The 20,386-nt window shown below is 67.3% G+C and carries 20 protein-coding genes and 1 riboswitch; of the genes, 9 read left to right on the top strand and 11 right to left on the bottom strand.

The window, feature by feature from the left end; genetic code table 11:
* Nucleotides 1-49 precede the first annotated feature (49 nt).
* A complete protein-coding gene (gene trpS / locus ACT9TC_RS13620; protein WP_458041000.1) occupies nt 50-1,054 on the top strand; it encodes a tryptophan--tRNA ligase in 1,005 nt (334 codons plus the stop codon).
* 150 nt (nt 1,055-1,204) lie between these two features.
* Here trpS and ACT9TC_RS13615 read toward each other — a convergent pair whose 3' ends face one another.
* Nucleotides 1,205-1,807, bottom strand: a complete 603-nt coding sequence (locus ACT9TC_RS13615; protein ID WP_458040999.1) for an endonuclease domain-containing protein — start codon at nt 1,805-1,807, stop codon at nt 1,205-1,207.
* A gap of 714 nt (nt 1,808-2,521) precedes the next feature.
* Here ACT9TC_RS13615 and ACT9TC_RS13610 point away from each other — a divergent pair.
* From ACT9TC_RS13610 to ACT9TC_RS13580, 7 genes are all read left to right on the top strand, one after another.
* Nucleotides 2,522-3,085, top strand: a complete 564-nt coding sequence (locus ACT9TC_RS13610) for a GNAT family N-acetyltransferase (RefSeq protein ID WP_458040998.1) — start codon at nt 2,522-2,524, stop codon at nt 3,083-3,085.
* 141 nt (nt 3,086-3,226) lie between these two features.
* The gene (locus ACT9TC_RS13605) at nt 3,227-4,102 is read left to right on the top strand and encodes an Fpg/Nei family DNA glycosylase (protein ID WP_458040997.1); all 876 of its coding nucleotides are present in this window, start codon (nt 3,227-3,229) and stop codon (nt 4,100-4,102) included.
* Between the two features lie 79 nt (nt 4,103-4,181).
* A riboswitch (FMN riboswitch) is annotated at nt 4,182-4,327 on the top strand.
* A gap of 68 nt (nt 4,328-4,395) precedes the next feature.
* Nucleotides 4,396-5,436, top strand: a complete 1,041-nt coding sequence (ribD, locus tag ACT9TC_RS13600) for a bifunctional diaminohydroxyphosphoribosylaminopyrimidine deaminase/5-amino-6-(5-phosphoribosylamino)uracil reductase RibD (protein WP_458040996.1) — start codon at nt 4,396-4,398, stop codon at nt 5,434-5,436.
* 1 nt (nt 5,437) lies between these two features.
* On the top strand, nt 5,438-6,085 hold the full coding sequence (locus ACT9TC_RS13595) for a riboflavin synthase (protein WP_458040995.1): 648 nt from the start codon (nt 5,438-5,440) through the stop codon (nt 6,083-6,085).
* Complete coding sequence (gene ribA / locus ACT9TC_RS13590; protein ID WP_458040994.1) at nt 6,082-7,356, top strand: GTP cyclohydrolase II; 1,275 nt, start codon at nt 6,082-6,084, stop codon at nt 7,354-7,356. The genes ACT9TC_RS13595 and ribA overlap by 4 nt, the downstream gene beginning before the upstream one ends.
* The gene (gene ribH, locus ACT9TC_RS13585; RefSeq protein WP_458040993.1) at nt 7,353-7,835 is read left to right on the top strand and encodes a 6,7-dimethyl-8-ribityllumazine synthase; all 483 of its coding nucleotides are present in this window, start codon (nt 7,353-7,355) and stop codon (nt 7,833-7,835) included. Before ribA ends, ribH begins: the two co-directional genes overlap by 4 nt.
* A 73-nt stretch (nt 7,836-7,908) precedes the next feature.
* On the top strand, nt 7,909-8,262 hold the full coding sequence (locus ACT9TC_RS13580; RefSeq protein ID WP_458040992.1) for a Fe-S protein: 354 nt from the start codon (nt 7,909-7,911) through the stop codon (nt 8,260-8,262).
* Between the two features lie 91 nt (nt 8,263-8,353).
* Here ACT9TC_RS13580 and ACT9TC_RS13575 read toward each other — a convergent pair whose 3' ends face one another.
* The 8 genes from ACT9TC_RS13575 to ACT9TC_RS13540 all read right to left on the bottom strand — a co-directional run bounded on the left by ACT9TC_RS13575 (nt 8,354) and on the right by ACT9TC_RS13540 (nt 16,876).
* Nucleotides 8,354-9,178 carry an ABC transporter permease gene (locus ACT9TC_RS13575; protein WP_458040991.1) on the bottom strand — a complete coding sequence of 275 codons (825 nt, stop codon included), beginning with the start codon at nt 9,176-9,178 and terminating at the stop codon, nt 8,354-8,356.
* Nucleotides 9,175-10,047 (bottom strand): ABC transporter permease, encoded by an 873-nt coding sequence (locus ACT9TC_RS13570; protein ID WP_458040990.1) that lies wholly within the window; start codon nt 10,045-10,047, stop codon nt 9,175-9,177. The genes ACT9TC_RS13575 and ACT9TC_RS13570 overlap by 4 nt, the downstream gene beginning before the upstream one ends.
* Entirely contained in the window at nt 10,044-10,985 is a 942-nt protein-coding gene (locus ACT9TC_RS13565) for an ABC transporter ATP-binding protein (protein ID WP_458040989.1), read from the bottom strand. The genes ACT9TC_RS13570 and ACT9TC_RS13565 overlap by 4 nt, the downstream gene beginning before the upstream one ends.
* Nucleotides 10,986-11,074: 89 nt before the next feature.
* Entirely contained in the window at nt 11,075-13,249 is a 2,175-nt protein-coding gene (locus ACT9TC_RS13560; RefSeq protein WP_458040988.1) for a fibronectin type III domain-containing protein, read from the bottom strand.
* Between the two features lie 55 nt (nt 13,250-13,304).
* Nucleotides 13,305-14,303, bottom strand: coding sequence for a VOC family protein (locus ACT9TC_RS13555; protein ID WP_458040987.1), 999 nt, complete (start codon nt 14,301-14,303; stop codon nt 13,305-13,307).
* Between the two features lie 32 nt (nt 14,304-14,335).
* On the bottom strand, nt 14,336-15,397 hold the full coding sequence (locus tag ACT9TC_RS13550; protein WP_458040986.1) for a 4-oxalomesaconate tautomerase: 1,062 nt from the start codon (nt 15,395-15,397) through the stop codon (nt 14,336-14,338).
* A complete protein-coding gene (locus tag ACT9TC_RS13545) occupies nt 15,384-16,109 on the bottom strand; it encodes a 4-carboxy-4-hydroxy-2-oxoadipate aldolase/oxaloacetate decarboxylase (RefSeq protein ID WP_458040985.1) in 726 nt (241 codons plus the stop codon). Before ACT9TC_RS13545 ends, ACT9TC_RS13550 begins: the two co-directional genes overlap by 14 nt.
* Nucleotides 16,106-16,876: a PIG-L deacetylase family protein gene (locus ACT9TC_RS13540; RefSeq protein ID WP_458040984.1), complete on the bottom strand. Its 771-nt coding sequence runs from the start codon at nt 16,874-16,876 to the stop codon at nt 16,106-16,108. Before ACT9TC_RS13540 ends, ACT9TC_RS13545 begins: the two co-directional genes overlap by 4 nt.
* A 156-nt stretch (nt 16,877-17,032) precedes the next feature.
* Between ACT9TC_RS13540 and ligM the strand changes: the two genes are divergently transcribed.
* Nucleotides 17,033-18,436: a vanillate/3-O-methylgallate O-demethylase gene (gene ligM / locus ACT9TC_RS13535; protein WP_458040983.1), complete on the top strand. Its 1,404-nt coding sequence runs from the start codon at nt 17,033-17,035 to the stop codon at nt 18,434-18,436.
* 72 nt (nt 18,437-18,508) lie between these two features.
* Here the strand turns inward: ligM and ACT9TC_RS13530 are convergent, their stop codons facing one another.
* Complete coding sequence (locus ACT9TC_RS13530) at nt 18,509-19,042, bottom strand: flavin reductase family protein (RefSeq protein WP_458040982.1); 534 nt, start codon at nt 19,040-19,042, stop codon at nt 18,509-18,511.
* Nucleotides 19,039-20,238 (bottom strand): acyl-CoA dehydrogenase family protein, encoded by a 1,200-nt coding sequence (locus tag ACT9TC_RS13525; protein ID WP_458040981.1) that lies wholly within the window; start codon nt 20,236-20,238, stop codon nt 19,039-19,041. The genes ACT9TC_RS13530 and ACT9TC_RS13525 overlap by 4 nt, the downstream gene beginning before the upstream one ends.
* Between the last annotated feature and the right edge of the window lie 148 nt (nt 20,239-20,386).

The following is a 20,386-nucleotide window of genomic DNA, read 5'->3' as shown; positions in this document are numbered from 1 at the left end:
CCCTGAGCTTGTCGAAGGGAGCACCCGTCCCGCGATCTAGGATTGACCGGTGAGCAAAGCGCGCCTGTACTCCGGAATGCAGCCTTCGGCGGATTCCCTCCAGATCGGCAACTACATCGGTGCGCTGCTGCAGTGGCGCGACCTGCAGGAGTCGTACGACGCGTTCTTCTCCGTCGTCGATCTGCACGCACTGACCCAACCGAACGACCCGGCCGAGCTGCGTGAGAAGACCCGCCGCACGGCCGCGCAGTACATCGCCGCCGGCATCGAGCCCGCCAAGTCGACGCTGTACGTGCAGTCGCACGTACCCGCGCATGCCGAGCTGGCGTGGATCCTCGGCACGCTGACAGGCTTCGGCGAGGCCGGTCGCATGACCCAGTTCAAGGACAAGTCCAGCCGCTACGGCCAGGATGCAACATCCGTCGGTCTCTTCACCTATCCGGTGCTGATGGCGGCCGACATCCTGCTCTACCAGACAGCGGTCGTGCCTGTCGGCGACGATCAGAAGCAGCACATCGAGCTGACGCGCGACCTGGCGGAGCGCTTCAACGCTCGCTACGGCGAGACTTTCCGGGTGCCGATGCCGATGATCCAGCAGGAGTCTGCGCGCATCTACGACCTGCAGAACCCGACCGCCAAGATGTCGAAGTCGGCGGAGTCGGATGCGGGTGTGCTCTGGCTGCTCGATGACCCGTCCGCCACCGCGAAGAAGGTCATGCGTGCCGTGACCGACAGCGACGGCACCGTGCGGTACGACCGCGAGAACAAGCCGGGCGTCTCGAATCTGCTGGTGATCTATGCGGCCCTCACCGGTCGTCAGATCCCCTCGATCGAGGACGAGTACGCGGGGCGCGGCTACGGCGACTTCAAGAAGGGCCTCGCCGACGTCGTGGTGTCGGAGTTCGAGCCCGTCCGCGCGCGCGCACTGGAGCTGCTCGACGACCCGGCGGAGCTCGATCGTGTGCTCGCGGCCAACGCCGACCGCGCGGACACCGTCGCGAGCTCCACGCTCGACACGGTCTACGAGCGCGTCGGCCTCCTTCGCCGCCGCTGATCACCGTCCCTGCGCCTCAGCCAGGCGCGCGACTGAAACCTCCCGAGCCGTTCACAATTCAGTCTGTGCGCGTGCGCTCTCGTCCGGACCCGCATGATCCCGCTGGTCCGGAGGGTGACGGTGTGCGCGCAGACTGAGTTGTGAACGCGGTCAGCGTACCGGGCCCCGACGAAGTAGCCCCTTGAGTGCCGCGAAGACCTCATCTTCTCGGTACAGGATGTCTTCGGCAGGGAGCCGCAGCACGCAATAGCCCTGCTGCGCGAGTTTGAGGTCGCGACGATAATCCTTGAGCTGCTGCTCCCAACTTCCGTGGTGGGCCTTGCTGTCACATTCGATGACCAGCCAGCCATCCACCACCAAGTCGACGAATCCCACACCCGAGAACGACACCTGCAGGTCAACGGCGCAGCCCAGCCGCATCAGAAGCAGACGCACCAGCGACTCGGTGCCCGACTCGGAACGCGAATCGAGAAACCGCCGCAACACGCCAAACCGGCTCGGCAAAGCGGCGAAGACGTCGGCCAGATCATCCGGCGTGACCAATCCCTTGTGGAGCGCGCTGTCGAGTGTCGCGATCGCGTACTTCGGTTGCTGGCACCGAATGGCGTGCACGAGCGCATCGACGATGTCGACCGCGCCACGCATCGGAGCGACCACGAAACGATGCCAATGCAGAACTACCCCGTCGCGAGTGCGTGGCAGCGGATGCTCGCGCGCGTTCGGTGCGCGCATGCGGCTGTCGCCGCGCTCCATATGAACGTGGAGCGCTGAAGAATCGAAGACGAATACGTCAAGCACGCTCAGCAGTGAGAGGCACCCGAGCCGTCCTCCGACCCGCACGGCCTGCACGAGTTGCGTCGGCGCATCGGACGAGAGGTATCTGTCGCGTCTCGCCCGGATGAGGCGCCCTGCCCGCACCGCTCTGGTGATCGCTCGCGATGTCATTCCGTTCGTGCGCAACTCAGCGCGCTTCCACACATCCCACATCTCTCGAGGCTGCTGGCAGAGCGGGGACACGCCGCGCTTTTCTGGCCGAACCGTGGACAGTGACCCGAGGGGACGGGTGTGGAGGACCTGATGAAGGAACCTCGGCGCCGAGTGCGGGGTCGGTGCGGTTCACAATTCAGTCCCGAGCAGTCTGCTGCGGCCTGGCTGGCGCGAAACAGTGGGGCCTGTCCAGGTCGCCTGACCGGGGGAGACTGAATTGCGAACACCAAAGCGAGGCGAAGGGCAGCGCGGCCGGATCGGGCAAGCGGCCGCACGTTCCACGGGGCCAAGAGATCGAGGGGGCTGCGCGCGGTTCGGAATTCAGTCCCGCGTGGTCTGGCCGAGGCGCACCGCCGCGGAATGGAGCGGACAGAGCCCTGGGCCCAGTCCGCAGAGACTGAATAGCGAACCGCACGGCACGGTCATGACACGGCATGGCCCGCGGCTGAGCGCCGGCGGCGCGAACGGTAGGGTCGCGGGGTGGAACCCATCGTCCTGCACACCGAGCGCCTCGAGTTGTCCATCCCGACGCTCGCCGATATGGACGCGATCACGGCGGCCGCGCAGGATCCGGAGGTGCCGCGCTGGACGACGCTGCCCTCGCCGTATACACGAGCCGACGCCGAAGAGTTCGTCGCAAAAGCCGCGAGCTGGTGGGAGTCGACGAGCGAGTTGACCTGGGGCATCCGCATCGACGGGTCCTGGATCGGGATGATCGGGTTGCACGCCACGAGGCCCGGCGGCGACGCCGAGATCGGGTTCTGGCTGGCGAAGGACGCCCGCGGCAACGGGTACCTGACCGAGGCGGCCGCCCGCGTGATCGACTTCGCGTTCGCCGAGCCACTCTCGCTCGCGCGCATCCAGTGGCGCGCCATCGTGGGCAATATCGGCTCGGCCCGCCCCGCTCGCGCCCTCGGCTTCCGGTACGAGGGCATCACGCGCCAGGGTCTGGCAGATCCGCGGGGTCGGTACGACGGCTGGGTGGCCGGGCTGCTCGCGACCGACGACCGCGCGCCGCAGCCCTGGCCCGGCGTGCTGGACTGAGACGTTCGTCTGCTCCGACAGGCTCAGAGGTCGAGGACCGGGACCGGGGCGGGCTCAGGGACCGAGACAGAGACCGAGACCGAGACCGAGACGAGTTCAGGACCGGCGACAACCCCCGTTCCCCGTGGCAGGATGGGCCCCATGCCGGAGATGCCCGAGGTCCAGGGACTCGTCGAGTTCCTGCGCGGACGCATCGTCGGCCTGCAGATCGCCAAAGCTTCCGTGGCACAGATCGCCGCACTGAAGACCTTCGATCCGCAGATCACCGCGCTGCACGAGGCATCCATCGTCTCGGTCGATCGGGCCGGCAAGTTCGTGGACATCGGATGCCGCGGGCCCGCGGACGAACCCCTGCACCTCGTGTTCCATCTGGCCAAGGCGGGGTGGCTCCGCTGGTACGACAGTGTGCCGACAACCCTCGTCAAGCCCGGACGCTCTCCCATCGCCATCCGCGTTTCGCTCAGCGACGGGTCGGGGTTCGACCTGACGGAAGCGGGCACGAAGAAGTCGCTCGCGGTCTATGTCGTGCGGGACCCGGCCGACGTGCCGGGCATCGCACGGCTGGGGCCCGACCCCCTCGACCCGGCGTTCACGGTCGAAACTCTCGCGGGACTCCTGGAGGGCCGACGGACGCAGATCAAGGGCGTGCTGCGCGATCAGTCGATCATCGCGGGCATCGGCAACGCCTACTCCGACGAGGTACTGCACGTCGCACGGATGTCGCCCTACGCGCTGGCGGCATCACTGACAGCCGAGGACGTGCAGGGCCTGTACGACGCGATGCACGCAACGCTTCAGGATGCGGTGGCCACGGCATCCGGCAAACCACCCGCCGATCTGAAAGACGCCAAGCGTCGCGGTATGCGCGTGCACGGTCGACGTGGTGAAGCCTGCCCCGTCTGCGGCGACACCGTTCGAAGTGTCTTCTTCGCCGACAACTCGCTCGAGTACTGCGCGACGTGCCAAACCGGCGGCAAGGTGCTCGCCGACCGTCGCCTCTCGCGGCTGCTCAAGTAACGCACGATAAGACGGCCCGCGTGCCACCTGGCGGGAATGAATCGCGCATGACCGCGTTGGATAGGATCAGATAAGTAACAACGTGCTCCGGGGTCGGTGAGAATCCGAACCGGCGGTGACAGTCCGCGAGCTGCGGCGCTTTGCGCCATGGCTGATCCGGTGGAATTCCGGAACCGACGGTGATGCGTGGGAAACCACGCGAGTCCGGATGAGAGGCAGCACGCGGCGACCATCATGACGGTTGCCGATGCGCAATTCGTTGCGAGCACCCCGGATGAATCGAAGGATCCGGGATGACATACAACGACACCGAGTGGCAGGCCATGGGCCGCGCCACAGAGCTAGCGCTCCTCGGTCCGCGGGGCATCAACCCCCAGGTCGGTGCCGTGGTCTTGAGCCCGACCGGCGAGAGCCTCGCCGAGGGATGGCATCGCGGCGCGGGCAACCCGCACGCCGAGATCGAGGCACTGTCGCGTCTGTCGCCAGAGGATGCCCGTGGTGCCACGATTGTCGTCACGCTGGAGCCCTGCAACCACACGGGGCGCACCGGCCCTTGCGCCGTGGCGCTGCTCGACGCGGGCATCTCGCGCGTCGTGTACGCCGTTGCCGACCCCGCCGAGCCGTCGTCGGGCGGCGCCGAACGGCTTCGTTCGCACGGTGTGGACGTGGAGGCGGGGGTGCGCGCCGACGAGGTCACCGAGATGCTGGACTCGTGGCTGACCGTCGTTCGTCTCGGCCGTCCTTTCGTGACCGTGAAGTGGGCGCAGAGCCTCGACGGCCGCGCCGCCGCGGACGACGGCACGAGCAAGTGGATCACCGGGCCGGACGCGCGGGCCGACGTGCACCGGCGGCGTGCCTCCGCGGATGCGATCGTCGTCGGGACGGGAACGGTCCTGGCCGACGATCCCGCCCTGACCGCCCGGCTCGCCGACGGCGGACTGGCCGAATCGCAGCCCCTGCCCGTCGTCATCGGCAACCGTGCCGTGCCGCCGGATGCGGCGCTGCGGCGGCATCCGCGCGGTGTGCTCGAGGCCGGGACGCAGGACCTGCATCAGGTACTCGATGACCTGCGCGAACGCGGTGTGCAGAGCGTCTTTGTCGAGGGCGGACCGACCCTCGCGAGCGCATTCGTGCGCTCGGGTCTCGCCGACCGCGTGCTGACCTACATCGCCCCGGTTCTGCTCGGTGGCGAGAAGACGGCGATCGGCGACATCGGCGTCTCAACGATGGCGGAGGCCCGCCGCCTGACCCTCACCGGCATCGAGCGACTCGGCGATGACGTCTTGCTCATCGCCGAACCCGCGCGCACCTCCGCCGACGAAAGGACCGACTGACGTGTTCACCGGAATCATCGAAGAGATCGGCGCCATCACGGCGATCGAGCCGTCGGGCGATGGGGTGCGGCTCAGCGTCCGCGCTCCCCTGGCGATATCGGATGCCTCGCACGGCGATTCGATCTCGGTCAACGGGGTCTGTCTCACCGTCGTCGCCAGCGATGAGTCGTCGTTCACCGCCGATGTGATGCGCCAGACGCTCGACATGTCGACGCTCGCGGACTTCGCCCCCGGGCGCCCCGTGAACATCGAGCGTGCGACGGCCGTCGGCACCCGTCTCGGCGGACACGTCGTTCAGGGGCACGTCGACGGAACGGGCGTGATCCTCGAAGTCCGGCCCGGCGAGCGCTGGCGGGTCGTGCGCGTCGGCGTTCCCGAGTCCCTCGCGCCCCTGGTCGTCGACAAGGGGTCGATCGCGATCGACGGCGTCTCACTCACGATCAGCGCCGTGAGCGACCCGGGCGCGGCAGAACCGTGGCTCGAGGTATCCCTCATTCCCGAGACGCTCGAGGCGACCACGCTCGCCGAGCGGGTCGTGGGCGATCCCGTCAACCTCGAAACAGACATCCTTGCCCGTCACGTGCAGCGCATGCTCGCATTTACCGCGACACCCACCCAAACACCCTCGAGTGAAGGAGGCTCACGATGAGCCTTTCCCCGATTTCCGTCGCCCTGGACGCGCTTCGCGCCGGGCGGCCCGTGATCGTCGCCGACGACGAGAACCGCGAGAACGAGGGCGATGTCGTGCTTTCAGCCGAACTCGCGACGCCCGAATGGGTTGCGTGGACGGTGCGCTGGTCGTCGGGCTTCATTTGCGCCCCGATGCCCTCCGAGGTCGCGGATACCCTCGACCTGCCGCCCATGGTGGTGCACAACGAGGATGCTCGGGGCACGGCGTACACGGTCAGCGTGGACGCTGCCGACCGCATCTCGACGGGCATCAGCGCCGCGGATCGCGCACACACCCTCAACGTTCTGGCGAACCCTGAGTCGACGGCGGCGAGCGTCATCCGACCCGGGCACGTCCTTCCCCTTCGCGCCGTCGACGGCGGCGTGCGTGAGCGCAGCGGACACACCGAGGCGGCGGTCGAGCTGATGCGCCTCGCGGGCCTGCGACCGGTGGGGGCGATCGCCGAGATCGTGGCCGAGGACGGCAGCATGATGCGCCTCCCCGGGCTCATGGAACTCGGCGAACGCGACGGAGTGCCCGTGATCACGATCGAACAACTGATCGCGTACCTCGAAGAACACGAGCCGCGCGAGGCCGAGCCGCAGGGTGTTCACCGCCGTCGCGTGAGCCTGCGCGCCGAGTCGATCGTGCCGACGACGCACGGCACGTTCCGTTTTCTGGCTTACAAGGATCGGGTCACGGGCACCGACCACCTCGCCGTCATATCGGGCGAGATCCCGGATGCGCCGCTTGTGCGCGTCCACTCGGAGTGTCTGACCGGCGAGGCATTCGGGTCACTCAAGTGCGAATGCGGGCCCCAGCTCGACGCCGCTCTCGACACTATTGCCGAAAAGGGCGGAGTCGTCGTCTACATGCGCGGCCACGAGGGCCGCGGCATCGGACTGATCAACAAGCTGCGTGCCTACAGCCTGCAAGAGGCGGGCCTCGACACGGTCGACGCGAACCTCGCCCTCGGGCTGCCCGCCGACGCCCGCGACTATGCCGCGGCAGCCGGTATCCTCGCCGATCTCGGCATCGAGCGCGTGCGGCTCATGACGAACAACCCCGACAAGGTCGATCAGCTGCGCGAGTTCGGCCTCGACATCGTCGAGCAGGTTCCCCTGTTGGTCGGCGTCGGCCCGAACAATCACCAGTACCTCGAGACGAAGCGTGACCGGATGGGTCATCTCATCGCCGAGCAGGAACTCGCCGATGCATTCGCCGATATGAAGACGGGAAACGACGTATGAGCGGTAAGGGAGCGCCCGTCCTGCGGGCAGAAGACAAGCCGGACGCCTCGGGCCTGCGCGTCGTGATCGTCGCTGGCGAGTGGCACGAGCAGATCAGCGACGGCATGATCGCGGGGGCGACGCGCGCCCTCGACGAGTTCGGCGCGGACTACTCGCTCGTCCGCGTGCCGGGCTCGTTCGAGCTGCCCGTGGCGTGCAAGGTGGCCCTCGAGGCCGGAGCCGATGCCGCGGTCGCCCTCGGCGTCATCATCCGCGGCGGCACCCCGCACTTCGAATTCGTCTCGTCGGCGGCGACCGACGGCCTCACGCGTGTGGCGCTCGACACGGGCAAGCCGGTCGGCTTCGGCGTACTCACCCTCGACGACGAGCAGCAGGGCATCGACCGCGCCGGCCTGCCCGGCTCGCGCGAGGACAAGGGATACGAGGCCGCGGATGCCGCCATCCGCACCGCCCTCGTGCTGCGCGCGCTGCGCGGCTGACGCCAAGCGCCTCGCGCTAGATGAGGTCCCCCTTGCTGGCGCTACTCTCCGCCGTGCCCCTACTGTGAGCAGCATGGAGATCCTGCGTCACATCGTCGTGTTCGTGCACATCACCGGCTTCGCCGTGCTGTTTGGCGCCTGGGCCGCGCAGGCGTGGGGCGGCAAGCGGCAGATCACCGGGCTGATGAACGTCGGCCTCGCGATCGCGGCCGTCGCGGGCCTCGCCCTCGCCGCGCCCTGGGGCATCGAGTACGACCTGAACTACGTCAAGATCGGCGTCAAGCTCGTCGTGCTGTTGATCATCGGCGCGCTGATGGGCATCGGTCAGGCGCGCGGTCGTCGAACCGGTGCTGTTCCCGCTCCCCTGTTCTGGTCGATCGGCGCGCTCACGCTGCTCAACGCGGGTATCGCCGTCATCTGGCGCTGACGCGTTTCGACTCGTCGCTGCGCTCCTCACTCAACGGCCGAGGATCTCGCCGGTCGTTGAGCGAGCGCAGCGAGACGAAACGCCCACCCCGTCAGTCCAAGAACAGTGCCCGCAGGCGCTTGGTCGTGAAGACGAGTCCGATCGCGATCATCACCACGTAGTAGAGCACGTGCCACAGCATCCCCGGGTGTAGCGAACCCGTCGTCAGCCCCCGGACGAGCTCGACGCCGTGCCAGAGCGGCAGCGCTCGCACGATCGCCTGCACCCATTCGGGGTAGACGGTGATCGGGTAGAAGGTCGCCGAGAACAGGAACATCGGCAGCATCACGAAGTTGATCCAGTCCATGTGCTGGAATGCCTTCATGTAGCTCGTCACCGCCATCCCGAGGCTCGCGAAACCGAAGGCGATCAGCATCACGGCGGGCAAGGCCAGGAGCGCCGTCCACGAGAGGTTCAGCCCGGCGAACTGCATGATGATCAGAAACCCGGATGCGTAGACCAGGCCGCGCAGCAGCGCATAGAGGATCTCACCGAGCGCGACATCCAGCGGCCCCAGCGAGGTCGCGAGCATGCCCTCGTAGAGCTTGCCGTAGTTGAGCTTGAAGAAGACGTTCCACGTCGAGTCGTAGATCGCCCCGTTCATCGCCGACACAGCCAGCAGGGCGGGCGCGATGAAGGCCGCGTACGAGACGACGAGGCCGGCGGATGTCTCGACGGTTCCGATCAGCGCGCCGAGACCTATGCCCATCGAGGCGAGATAGAACACGGGCTCGAAGAATCCTGAGAGCACGACCAGCCAGTTCGACGAGCGAGCCGCGAGGAGTCCGCGCTGCACGACGGCGCCGGGGTTGCCCGCCCAGAGCGCCCGCACTCCCCCGCCACGGGACGGGGCCGTCGTCATCGTCTGCGCCGTCATCGCGCCAGCCTCCTGGTGAAGATCCGGCGAGACAGCAGGTACCCGCCGACCGCCAGCACCGTCAGATAGGCGATGTGCACGGCGACCATCAGGACGGACTCGTCGCGACCGTAGGTGAGCGCGCGTCCGAGTTCGGTGGCGTGCCAGAGCGGCGAGACCCACCCGATCCACTGCAACCACACGGGGAGCGTGGCAAGCGGATAGAAAGTCCCCGAGAACAGGAACATGGGCATGAAGACGAAGCGCTGCACGAGGGCGAACTGACCCCGGTCATCCTGGATCGACGCCGCGTAGGCCAGCAGCGGTGCGCCGAACGCGAGTCCCCCGACCAGTGCTACCAGCACCGCGAACGAGCCGGCCGCCAGGTTGGGTACCGCCCCGAACAGGCAGAGGAACGCGAAATAGGCGACCGCGACGACCACCATCCGTGCCGTTGCCCCGAACACGACGCCGGTCGCGATCTGCGAGCTCGACAACGGCGAGGCATTGAATCCATAGAAGTAGCGGCGCCACTTGAACCCGCCCAGAACCGGATAGGTGAACTCTTCGCTCGCCACCGAGATCGTGGCGGTCATGAGCAGAGCGGGTGCGACAAAGACGAGGTACGAAACCTGCTGCCCGCCGTCCACGATCGGGACCTCGATCAGGGCAGCCAGGCCGACGGCCAACCCCAACAGATACAGGATGGGCTGCCCGAGCGCACCGACGACGATCGTCCAGCCGTACGCACGCATCGTGCGCACCATGTGCTCGGTGACGTACCAGGCGCCCCGGGTGCGCGGACGCTTACCCCAGGCGAGCGCCTCTTGCCGCAGTTCGTCGAGGGTCGGGGTGGGCGACGGCGTGGGCGCGGTGATCTGGCCGCTCATTCGATCAGCGACCGTCCGGTGAGGCGCAGGAAGACATCCTCGAGGCTCGATCGCCGCACGAGCGAGGTGATCGGCTCGAGCCCGAGCTGGGTGATGCGCTCGAGCGCATGCTCTCCGTTGTCGGTGTAGATCAGCACGCGGTCGGGCAGCACTTCGACCCGCTCGCCGATTCCCTCGAGTTGCGGCGCGACCTCGGCGTTGCGGTCTGAGCCGAAGCGCACTTCGAGCACTTCGCGCGTCGAGTGGGCGCGGATGAGGGATGCGGGGGTGCCCTCGGCCATGATGCGGCCCTTATCGACCACGATCAGGCGGTCGCAGAGCTGCTCGGCCTCGTCCATGTAGTGGGTCGTCAGAACGAGCGTCGTGCCGGTCTCTTTGAGCCGGAACAGCCGGTCCCAGAGGACGTGCCGGGCTTGCGGGTCAAGGCCCGTAGTCGGTTCGTCGAGCAGCAGGATGCGGGGGTCGTTGACGAGCCCGCGAGCGATCGTGAGCCGGCGCTTCATACCGCCGGAGAGCTGGTCGACCTTGCTGGTCGCCTTGTCTTCGAGCTGGGCGAAGGCGAGCAGTTCGTCCGCCTTCTGGCGGCAGACGCTCGCGGGCAGACCGAAATACCGACCGTAGATGAACAGGTTCTCGCGCGCGTTGAGCTCGCCATCGAGGTTGTCTTGCTGCGGCACCACGCCCAGGCGCGAACGAATGTCGGGACCGTGCCGGTCCGGGTCGAGACCGAGGATCGAGAGGTCGCCGCTCGTGCGCGTCGAAACCGCGCCGATCATCTTCATCGTCGTGGACTTGCCAGCCCCGTTCGGGCCGAGCAGCCCGAAGGACTCCCCCGGCGCGACCTCGAAACTCAGACCATCGACGGCGACGAAATCGGGCTTGCCCTTGACGCGATACGTCTTGACGAGGGACTCGGCGGAGATGACGGCTTCTGGCACCGGACTACCCTAACCGCGGGCGCTGACATCGCCGACCGCACCCACTCAGCCGCCGGCTCAGCCGCCGGCTCAGCCGCCGAAAAGCGGCGTTACCGCGCGGGCACCCGGGCGCGGCGCGCGACGATCACCATCGCTCCGCCGAGGGACAGGAGGGCGAGCGCGACGTTCGACAGGGATCCGTCCGACTGTCCGCCGGAGTTCGCAAGCCTCGCTCTCGCGGGGACTGCTGCCGCGGGCGTCGTGACGCCGACGGCGGCGAACGCCGTCTGACCCGACGTCCCGAACCCCGACACAACGAGCGTGTGCGAGCCCGGAGCGAGGGTCGACGGGATGGTGACGCTGAACCGCGCAGCGCCCGCGCCATCCGTCGTGCCGATTCCGACCCGAACCGGCGTCGAATACAACGTCGCCTCGACCGAAGACGTGGGAGCAAAACCCGTCACCTCGACGAAGAACTGCTGGCCGGCGACGATGTTTGTCACGACGCTGCCATCGGCGGCCAGCAGCCGCACCGTCGTGCCCGGGGTGGACGTCGGCGGGGTCGACGGAGCAACGGATACGACAACAGACACGGGGCTCGACGGCGTCGATGCCAACGACGTCCCCGTGCTGTTCGTCGCCGTTACTGCGAACGTGTAGCTCGTGCCCGCGGTCAGACCTGGCACAACGCACCACAACGCCGTCGTCGTGCATGTTGCACCGCCTGGTGACGCGGTCACCGTGTACGAAGACACCGCAGCACCGCCGTTCGATGACGGCGCGGACCACGTGACGAAAGCCTGCCCCGCGCCCGCGCTGGCCGACGCCGCGCCTGGCGCGGAGGGTGCGGTCGCGGCGACCCCGATCGTCACGGTCGCGGTTGCGACCCCAGAGGTCGCGCCCGTCCCCGTCACCGTGTAATCCGTCGCACCCTGAACCGGTCCGGTCGGCGTGCCGCTGACCGACCCCGAGGCCGGGTCGAGCACGAGTCCCGCGGGCAGTGCGGGCGAAACCGTGTACGTGACAGCACCCACGAAGCCGGTTCCAGACCAAGCACCCGTCGGCACGATCGGCTCATTGAACGTCGCCGAGATCGTGCGGGATATGGGCGACAGCGCGGCAGGTACGGGCGCGAGCGACAGCGCGAAGGCACGCCCGCCCCCGTCAGAAACCGCGTAGGCACGGTCGGTGTTCGGCAGGAATGCGACGCTGACGATTGCGAACACGAGGTCGATCGATTGTGTCGTCGCCGTGGCGGGGTCGACCACCGCGACGCCTTTCGATCCCGTCACCCAGACCAACCCATCGTCGGGGTCGACGATCGGCTGGTACGACGACCAGGGCAGTGGCGCGGTAGACGAGACATCGCCCGTGCTCGTGTCGATGATCCTCAGGGTCGACGTCTGAATCTGCATGAAGGTCATCGGATCCATCGAGTACGCCGTGTTGACGCTGTAGAGCTCCGTGCCATCCGTCGAGAGCGTGATGGAAACGACCTGCGTCGAAGATGAGACGGTGTCGAGCACCGTTCCCGTCCCCGTGTCGACGACAGAGATCGTGCTGCTGCCGTCAACGACGTAGAGCTTGGTGCCATCCGCAGACAACGACGCCTTCGTCACATTCGAGATCGACGCCAGCGAGGTGCGTTGCGTCGGCGAGGTGTTCATCACGAAGAGGCCGTTGCTCTGGCTATAGTACAGATAGTCGCCGCCCGGCGAGACGGCTAGTGCGGTTGCGGTGCTCGGCACCGTGACGGTCTCGTCGATGGTCGCCGTCGCCGTGTCGATCACCACTATGGCCAGAGCGGCGTTCGTGGTCGTCACGTACAGGCGCGCGCCGTCGGGCGAGAGCTTTGCCGACTGAACTGATCCGGGAAGGGTGATAGGGCGAACCGTCTCGGTCGAGGTGTCGATGATCGCCATGGTCGTCGCCCCGAAGGCGAATAGCTGCGAACCATCCGGCGAGCCGATCATCAGGCCCGGCCGCATCGTGCCGAGGTCGATGCTGCGCACAACCGTGTTGGTATCCGTGTCGATGACCCGGACGGCAAAGCTGTTGTCGACCGACACATAGACGACTTCACCCGTGGCCGAGGCCACGACCGAGCGCGGGTACTGGCTGAGGAGGATCGTGTCGTCGAGTGTCGGCATCTCGGCCGCTGCTGCAGGCGCAGCGACTCCCACCAGCACGATCGCGGCCGCGAGAATGCTGGTCAGAAGCAGTGCGATCCGTGACCGGATCGATCGTTGCGGTACGGGGGACGAGAAACCTCGGTGGGGGGGCACGTTTCCGACACTATCGGTAGATCTAACCCACCTCGGAACGCTTCTCCGCAGCCCCTCAGTGCTTGCGGCCCTCGAGGGCTGCGCGGTCGATCTCTTCCTGATTCTCGACGTACGGGGTGCCGTGTGTGTGGAAGGTCGCGACGGTCTTCATGCCCCACGCCTGGCCCTTCGCACGTTCGGCCGCGGTCCACTCCACGACCGGCCAGTCGGGGTCGAGGATCAGACGTGCACCGGCGTTGGCGAATTCGATGCGATTGCCGCCGGGCTCCCACACGTAGAGGAAGAACGTCTGGTTGATGGCGTGCTTGTAGGGGCCGTACTCGATGTAGATCTTGTTCTCGAGGAAGATGTCGGCGGCCTTGAGGATGTCTTCGCGGGTGTCGGGTGCGAGCGCGAAGTGGTGGAAACGTCCGCGCGTGCCCGTCCAGTCCTCCGAGTACACGACGTCGTACGACTTCTGCGCGAAGCGGAACCACCACGCGGCGTACCCGCCCTCGTCCTTCACGACGCGCTCGGACTCGCGCGCGCCCATCACGTCGCGCCAGAACTCGCCCGATTTGGTGACATCGGCGGCGAGGTAGTTGATGTGGTCCATGCGGCGGACGTTCACGCCACGGCCCGGGAAGGCCGATGCCTGGTTCTTCAGCGCCGGGGTGTCCTGCTCGTCCGGCACGTAGTGCTCGGTGTCGTAGTAGATCGCCATGAGGTGGCCATCCGGGTCTTCGAACTCGTACGAGCGGCCGACGCCCACCTCGGGCTCGCGCCATCCGTGCCCGAGTCCGGCGGCCTCGATCGCGGCGACGCGACGCTCGAGTGCCTCTTCGCTCGACGCGCGGTACAGCGAACGCCCGACGCCGTTGGTATCGGAGGCCGTGAGCTTGATCGTGTAGAGCTGGTACTCGTCCCAGCAACGCAGGTATGCCGAGTCGCCGATGCGGGCGACCTCGCGCATCGCGAGCAGGTCGCGGAAGAAGTGCAGGCTCTCTTCGAACTTCGGGGTGAACAACTCGACGGCGCCCAGATGGGCGATATCGAAGTTCTCGGTGCGGGCCATGGGGTGTCCTCTCTGACGTTTGGTACTCGGGACTACAGTCGCGGACGCGGAAAAACCGTGCCGTCGAAGATCTTGCGCGCGGTGCGCTCGGAGACGGATGTGCCGTACCAGGCGTCGTCCGCGCGGCGCTCGACCGCGACCCGCGCGGGGAACGCGCCGGTCGGGTGCTCGATCAGGCTGGGATCGGCGGCCGCGTCGACCGCGATGTCGGAGCCGACGGCCCCGGGAATCCGGATGCCCGCGGCAACCGATGCCGCCATGAGTACACCGATCGAGGTGTGTACGCGGGAGGGAATGAATGCCCTCGTGGAGATGGCGCCCCCGGCGCGGGGCGGCGAAAGCAGGAACATCTTCGGCACCGTCTGCGCCGAGACATCCCCGAATCCCATCAGCGGACCCGCCTGCAAGCGGATCCTCTCGATCTCGGCGACCAGCTCGGACCGCGCCTCGAGCTCTTCGGGGCTCTCCGACCCATCGACGCCGAACTCGTCGGCACGGAGCAGCACCACGGGCATTCCGTTGTCGATCAACGTGACGCGGTGTCCATAGATCTCGTCGACGACGTTGCCGGTCGGGAGCAGCGGCGAGTCTCCCCCGACCTCGAGCTCGATCGCGCACGCAATCCCCGGCACACCGTCGATCGCGAAATCTCCGTCGTAGGCGACGACCCCACCGGGCGTGCGGATGCGTGTGCTCGCGACATCCCCCGTGTTCAGCATGCGGATCCGCACCGGGGTCTCGCCGTCCTGCGCATCGATCAGACCGCGCTCGATCGCGAACGGGCCGACGCCCGCCAGCAGGTTGCCGCAGGTCTGCGCGTCACTGACGACGGGCTTGTCCACCACGACCTGCAGGAACAGATAGTCGACGTCGATGCCGGGTTCGCTCGACCGCGAGACGATCGCGACCTTGCTGGTGAGCGGGTGCGCTCCCCCGAGTCCGTCGATCTGCGCCGGATCAGGACTGCCCATGACACGCAGCATGAGCTCGTCGCGTTCGGCGGGGTCGGAGGGCACGTCCTCCGCGAGGAAGTACGCCCCCTTTGACGTGCCGCCCCGCATGAGCATGCAGCGGATTCCGTCAGCGCCCGCCATGCTCCGCCTCGAACTCCGCTTCGCTCATATAACGACCACCGAGGTCGCGGAAGACGTCGCGCAGGCCCTTGCGATCGAGGCTGAGGTCACCGCTCTGATAGGCGGCGCGATCGGCCGCCTCTTTTTCGACGCGGGTGTCGGATGCGGCGAGCACGCTCTCGGCGTCGGCCCGCGGCACGCACATGACACCGTCGTCGTCGGCGATCACCACGTCGCCCGCCCGAACGACGACTCCCCCCACGACAACCGGGACGTTGACCGAGCCCGCCGTGGCCTTGACCGTGCCCTGCGCGTTGATCGCGCTCGACCAGACCGGAAAGCCCATCTCCCGCAGGTCGACGACATCGCGAACACCCGTCGTGGTGACGAGTCCGCGCACCCCGCGCTGCGCGAGCGCCGTCGCGAACAGCTCGCCGAACGCCCCGTCGACGGAGGGCGAGGTCGTTGAGACCACGAGGATGTCGCCCGGTTGGCACTGCTCGATCGCGACGTGGATCATCAGGTTGTCGCCGGGCCACGACAGCACGGTCACCGCGGAACCGGCGATGCGCGAGCCATCCTGAATCGGACGGATGTCCGCCCCGACCAGGCCGATCCGCCCCATCGCCTCGTGCACCGTCGCCACGCCGTGCACACCGAGGGCATCGATCGTCGCGGAATCCGCGCGCGCGACATCCGTGACGACCACGCCGGTCTGCTGCGTGCCCGTCATACCAGCACGTCCGTGACCTGCGGGTAGTACCGCATGTAGGCCTCACCCATGGTGGTGGCCCCGTCAGTTGCGGCGGGCAGGCCGAGGTTGGGGCCGGCGTTGCGCTTGACCTGCACGCCACGGCGCACGGCGAGCGAGGTGTAGTACTCCCACATGTGCTTCTGCGCGGGTAGGCACTCCATGGCCTTCTGCTTGAGAGGGAACGCGGCCGTGATATCGAGCAGCACGTTCGGCTTGAAGTCCGACTGTTCGGGCTGGTGCGGCTCGAAGAAGAACACGGGCGGCGCGCCGATGATGTCGTCTGTGCCCGGGTAGGAGCCATCCGAATTCGCCACGCCGATCGCCTGAGCGAGCACGCGCGCTTGCAGCGCCATCCGCGCCGCCGCGGGGTGGTCACCGTTATAAGGATCGGCAAGCGGATGCGTCAGCACGACCGTCGGCTGCGTGCGACGGAAGACGTCCACCAGTTTTTGCACCGCCTCGGGAGACTCGATCAGGGGGTAGTCGCCGAGGTCGAGGAACTCGATGTCGGCGCCCAGCGCCGTCGCTGCGGCCGTTGCCTCCTCGCGGCGAATCGCCTTGATCTCGTCGAGCGGTTTGCCCGCGATCCACTGGCTCGCCGATTCGCCGCGCTCCCCGTAAGAGAGGCACACGACGGTGGCCCGCTCGCCGCGCATCGTCGCGGCGGCGATCGCACCGCCGGCGCGCCAGACGAAGTCGCCGGCGTGAGCGCTGACGACGAGAAGCGAAGGACTGGTTTCTGCCATGGGGGAACTCCTGACGTGTAGGGACAGCGAATCACACCCCTAGCGCGATGGTCAAGATTTTGGTTACAATTCTGGCGACGCTCAAATCACTCTGGACATAGTGATTTGCCCTCCGTACCATCAGGACTACCGACAAAGATGTTGAAAGGAACCACCATGGCCAGCAATCTGCAGCAGGTACTCGACGAGGCGGGCAACACCGTCGAGATGCTGCGCAACTCGAAGCTCGGCACCTACATCTACCCGGTCGTTCCGGCCGAGTTCTCGAACTGGCGCCGCGAGCAGATCGCCTGGCGCGATGCGGCCGTGCTGTTCGATCAGACCCACCACATGGTGAACCTGTTCGTCTCGGGACCCGACGCCCTGAAGCTCCTCGCCGAGACCGGCATCAACAGCTTCACGAACTTCCCGGTCAACACCGCCAAGCAGTTCGTCCCCACCGCCTCCAACGGCGGCGTGATCGGTGACGGCATCCTCTTCCGTGAGGGCGAGAACGACTACGTCTACGTCGGCCGGGCGCCGGGCGCCAACTGGCTGCAGTACCACGCCGAAACCGGCGGATACAAGGTCGACGTGACCTACGACGACCGCTCCAACTCGCGCCCGTACGGCGAGGCTGTGTCTCGCAAGTACTACCGCTTCCAGATCCAGGGCCCGAACGCCTGGCCGATCATCGAGAAGCTCAACGGCGGCGAGCTCGAGAAGGTCAAGTTCTTCCACATGGGCGAGCTCACGATCGCGGGCGAGAAGGTCCACACCCTGCGTCACGGCATGGCCGGTGCGCCCGGCCTCGAGCTGTGGGGCCCGTACGAGCAGCACGGCAAGATCCGCCAGGCGATCCTCGAGGCCGGAGCCGAGTTCGGCATCGAGCCCTGTGGCTCGCGCGCCTACTCCTCCAACACGCTGGAGTCGGGCTGGATCCCCTCGCCGCTGCCCGCCATCTACTCGAGCGAGGCGGAGCGCGGCTACCGCGAGTGGCTGCCCGCGAACAGCTACGAGGCGATCAACGCCCTCGCCGGCTCGTTCGTCTCCGACAACATCGAGGACTACTACCTCAGCCCGTGGGAGCTCGGCTACGGCTCGTTCGTGAAGTTCGACCACGACTTCATCGGCCGCGACGCCCTCGAAGCGATCGACCCCGAGACGCAGCGCAAGAAGGTTACGCTCGCCTGGAACGACGAGGACCTGAAGAAAATCCTCACGAGCGTCATCGACCGCGAGGGCGTCGGCTACCAGTTCTTCGACCTGCCGAACGCCAACTACGGCTCGTCGAACTACGACGCCGTGATCGACGCCGACGGCAACACGGTCGGCCTGTCGCTCTTCACGGGCGTGACGGCGAACGAGAAGCGCGGCCTGTCGCTCGCGACCGTCGACCGCGACGTGCCGATCGGTACCGAGCTGAAGGTCGTCTGGGGCGAGCCGAACGGCGGATCCGGCAAGACCACGGTCCAGCCGCACGACCAGATCGAGGTACGCGCGATCGTCAGCCCGGTTCCCTACGCGGTCACCGCCCGCCAGGAATACCAGGGCGGATGGCGCTCGACCGGTCAGCTCTGATCTGATCCCGCAATGATGAAGGCCCGCATCCCTCGGCGGCTGCGGGCCTTCGTCGTTCGGGGAGCGGCTCCGTCAGCGCCGCGCGAACGCCGTGAGCTGTGCGGGATCGGCAACGGATTCGGCATTGAGCCGGTGCCACGTGCGGTTCTGGTACACGAGGCCATCCGGCAGCCCCGGGCCGTCAGCCAGGCGCGACTCGATCGCCGTGCCGACGAAGACCGTCGACCCTCCGGCGTCGATCCGGTGCAGGATGCGCGCGCGCAGCCACGTGTGCGCGTCGTCGAAGACCGGCTCCCCCGTCTCGAGCCGGCGCCACCGCGTCTCATCGGCGAACCGATCGATGCCGCTGGTCGCGCCGAGGATCGCGAGGTCGAGGTTCTCGGCCGACAGCAGGTGCACCACGACGGTGTCTGCCAGGCGTAGCACGACGGCGCTCGAGCTGTGCACCGAGACCGAGAACATCAACAACGGCGGGTCGGCGCTGACCGCAGATACAGACGATGCCGTGAGCGCGATGGGCACACCCGAGGCGTCGGCGGTGATGAGTGCCACACCCGCGGGATGCGAGCGAAACGCGGCCTTGAATTCGTCCGGCGAGGTCATCATGCGACCGAGGCCAAGTAGCGGATGGCTCCCTGCCGCCAGTTGAGGGTCACGTGGTGCGAGATCATCTCGACGTCGCGCTTGGCGCGCGAGATCGGGTGCTCGGCGTTGCCTGCGCGGGCACCCACGAGCGAGAAGATCTGCTGCACCGACCGCAGCGCCGTGCGTGTGACGAGAGCATTGTCACGTGCCTCGCGTGCGGTGTCGGCCTCGCTGGACTCCTCACGGCGACGTGCCCGCTCGGACGCCTCGAAACTGCGCTTCTCGATCAGCAGTCGAGCCATTTGGATGTCGCCCTGAGCCTGTGCGAATTCGCTGGCTACGTACTCCTGATCGGCGAGGCTGACGGAACCCCCCAGCGCGTTGGCCACGCGGGTCGACGACCCGACGGTCTCGGCGAAGTGCTCCGCCGCGCCCCAAGCGGCCCCGACCGCGCACGAAGCGAAGGGGAATCGGCCGTGCGAGGGCCAGGTCGCATACATCGTGTCGAACGTGGGATGCATCGACCGGCGCTCCTTCAGCTTTCGCACGGTGTCCTGCGTCCGCTGCACGCGGTGCTCCGGCACGAAAACGTCGGTCACGGACTGTGAGCGGCTGCCCGTGCCACGCATGCCGGTCGGATGCCAGTCATCGATCGTCTCGGCATCCTCGCGCGGCACGAGGAACATGTGGCCCTCGCCGTTCTCGCCGACGGGCGCGTTGAAGATGAGCCACTCGGAGAAGTCGGAGCCACTGCAGAAACCCCACGTGCCGGTCAGGCGATAGCCGCCCGGGACCCTCTTCACGACGGCCTTCGGGTTGAGGTTGGTGTTGCCCGCGAGCGTCGCGTAGGTGTCCGTGCCCCAGATCTCGTCCTGCACCTCTTCGGGGTACGCCAGGATCGCCATATTGTCGGAGCTCAGGATCGAGAACACCCATGCGGTCGACGCACAGCCGCGGGCGAGGTTCATCGCGATCCGTGCGTGCTCGTGCTCGCTGAGTTCCAGTCCGCCGTACTTCTTCGGTTTGAGGACGTGCAGCAGACCCGCGTCGCCCAGACGGCGGTACGTGTCGTCGGGGACGCGACGGTCTCGGTCGACGTCTGCGGCGCGCTCGCGCAGGACGGGGATCAGAGCCTCCGCCGAGGCGACGACATCATCCGCCGTCAGAGTGGACGAAGGGGCGACCCGCGCCGACGTGGGTGCGAATGTGGAGGACATGGGAACCGCCTCTCGCGCGGCGTCGGTGCCGCGCTGTTTGGTGAGTAGTCCCCCCATCCTCACCAGTGCGCGCTTATGCGGTCAAACAGAACAATTCGACGATAAAGCTCAGCAAATCCGTTCAACTGAGTGTGGCTCTAACTCGCCG

Source organism: Microbacterium sp. HM-570 (assembly GCF_054165885.1).
This window is presented reverse-complemented; position numbering and strand designations above follow the sequence as displayed.

What these genes read in the sequence shown, in the direction of transcription:
- ACT9TC_RS13580 (WP_458040992.1), top strand. Translation starts at nt 7,909, where the DNA reads ATGGAGATCCTGCGTCACATCGTCGTGTTCGTGCACATCACCGGCTTC.
- ribD (WP_458040996.1), top strand. Translation starts at nt 4,396, where the DNA reads ATGACATACAACGACACCGAGTGGCAGGCCATGGGCCGCGCCACAGAG.
- ACT9TC_RS13555 (WP_458040987.1), bottom strand. Translation starts at nt 14,303, where the DNA reads ATGGCCCGCACCGAGAACTTCGATATCGCCCATCTGGGCGCCGTCGAG.
- ACT9TC_RS13545 (WP_458040985.1), bottom strand. Translation starts at nt 16,109, where the DNA reads ATGACGGGCACGCAGCAGACCGGCGTGGTCGTCACGGATGTCGCGCGC.
- ribH (WP_458040993.1), top strand. Translation starts at nt 7,353, where the DNA reads ATGAGCGGTAAGGGAGCGCCCGTCCTGCGGGCAGAAGACAAGCCGGAC.
- ribA (WP_458040994.1), top strand. Translation starts at nt 6,082, where the DNA reads ATGAGCCTTTCCCCGATTTCCGTCGCCCTGGACGCGCTTCGCGCCGGG.
- ACT9TC_RS13550 (WP_458040986.1), bottom strand. Translation starts at nt 15,397, where the DNA reads ATGGCGGGCGCTGACGGAATCCGCTGCATGCTCATGCGGGGCGGCACG.
- ACT9TC_RS13570 (WP_458040990.1), bottom strand. Translation starts at nt 10,047, where the DNA reads ATGAGCGGCCAGATCACCGCGCCCACGCCGTCGCCCACCCCGACCCTC.
- ACT9TC_RS13575 (WP_458040991.1), bottom strand. Translation starts at nt 9,178, where the DNA reads ATGACGGCGCAGACGATGACGACGGCCCCGTCCCGTGGCGGGGGAGTG.
- ACT9TC_RS13525 (WP_458040981.1), bottom strand. Translation starts at nt 20,238, where the DNA reads ATGTCCTCCACATTCGCACCCACGTCGGCGCGGGTCGCCCCTTCGTCC.
- ligM (WP_458040983.1), top strand. Translation starts at nt 17,033, where the DNA reads ATGGCCAGCAATCTGCAGCAGGTACTCGACGAGGCGGGCAACACCGTC.
- ACT9TC_RS13605 (WP_458040997.1), top strand. Translation starts at nt 3,227, where the DNA reads ATGCCGGAGATGCCCGAGGTCCAGGGACTCGTCGAGTTCCTGCGCGGA.
- ACT9TC_RS13530 (WP_458040982.1), bottom strand. Translation starts at nt 19,042, where the DNA reads ATGATGACCTCGCCGGACGAATTCAAGGCCGCGTTTCGCTCGCATCCC.
- ACT9TC_RS13540 (WP_458040984.1), bottom strand. Translation starts at nt 16,876, where the DNA reads ATGGCAGAAACCAGTCCTTCGCTTCTCGTCGTCAGCGCTCACGCCGGC.
- ACT9TC_RS13615 (WP_458040999.1), bottom strand. Translation starts at nt 1,807, where the DNA reads ATGGAGCGCGGCGACAGCCGCATGCGCGCACCGAACGCGCGCGAGCAT.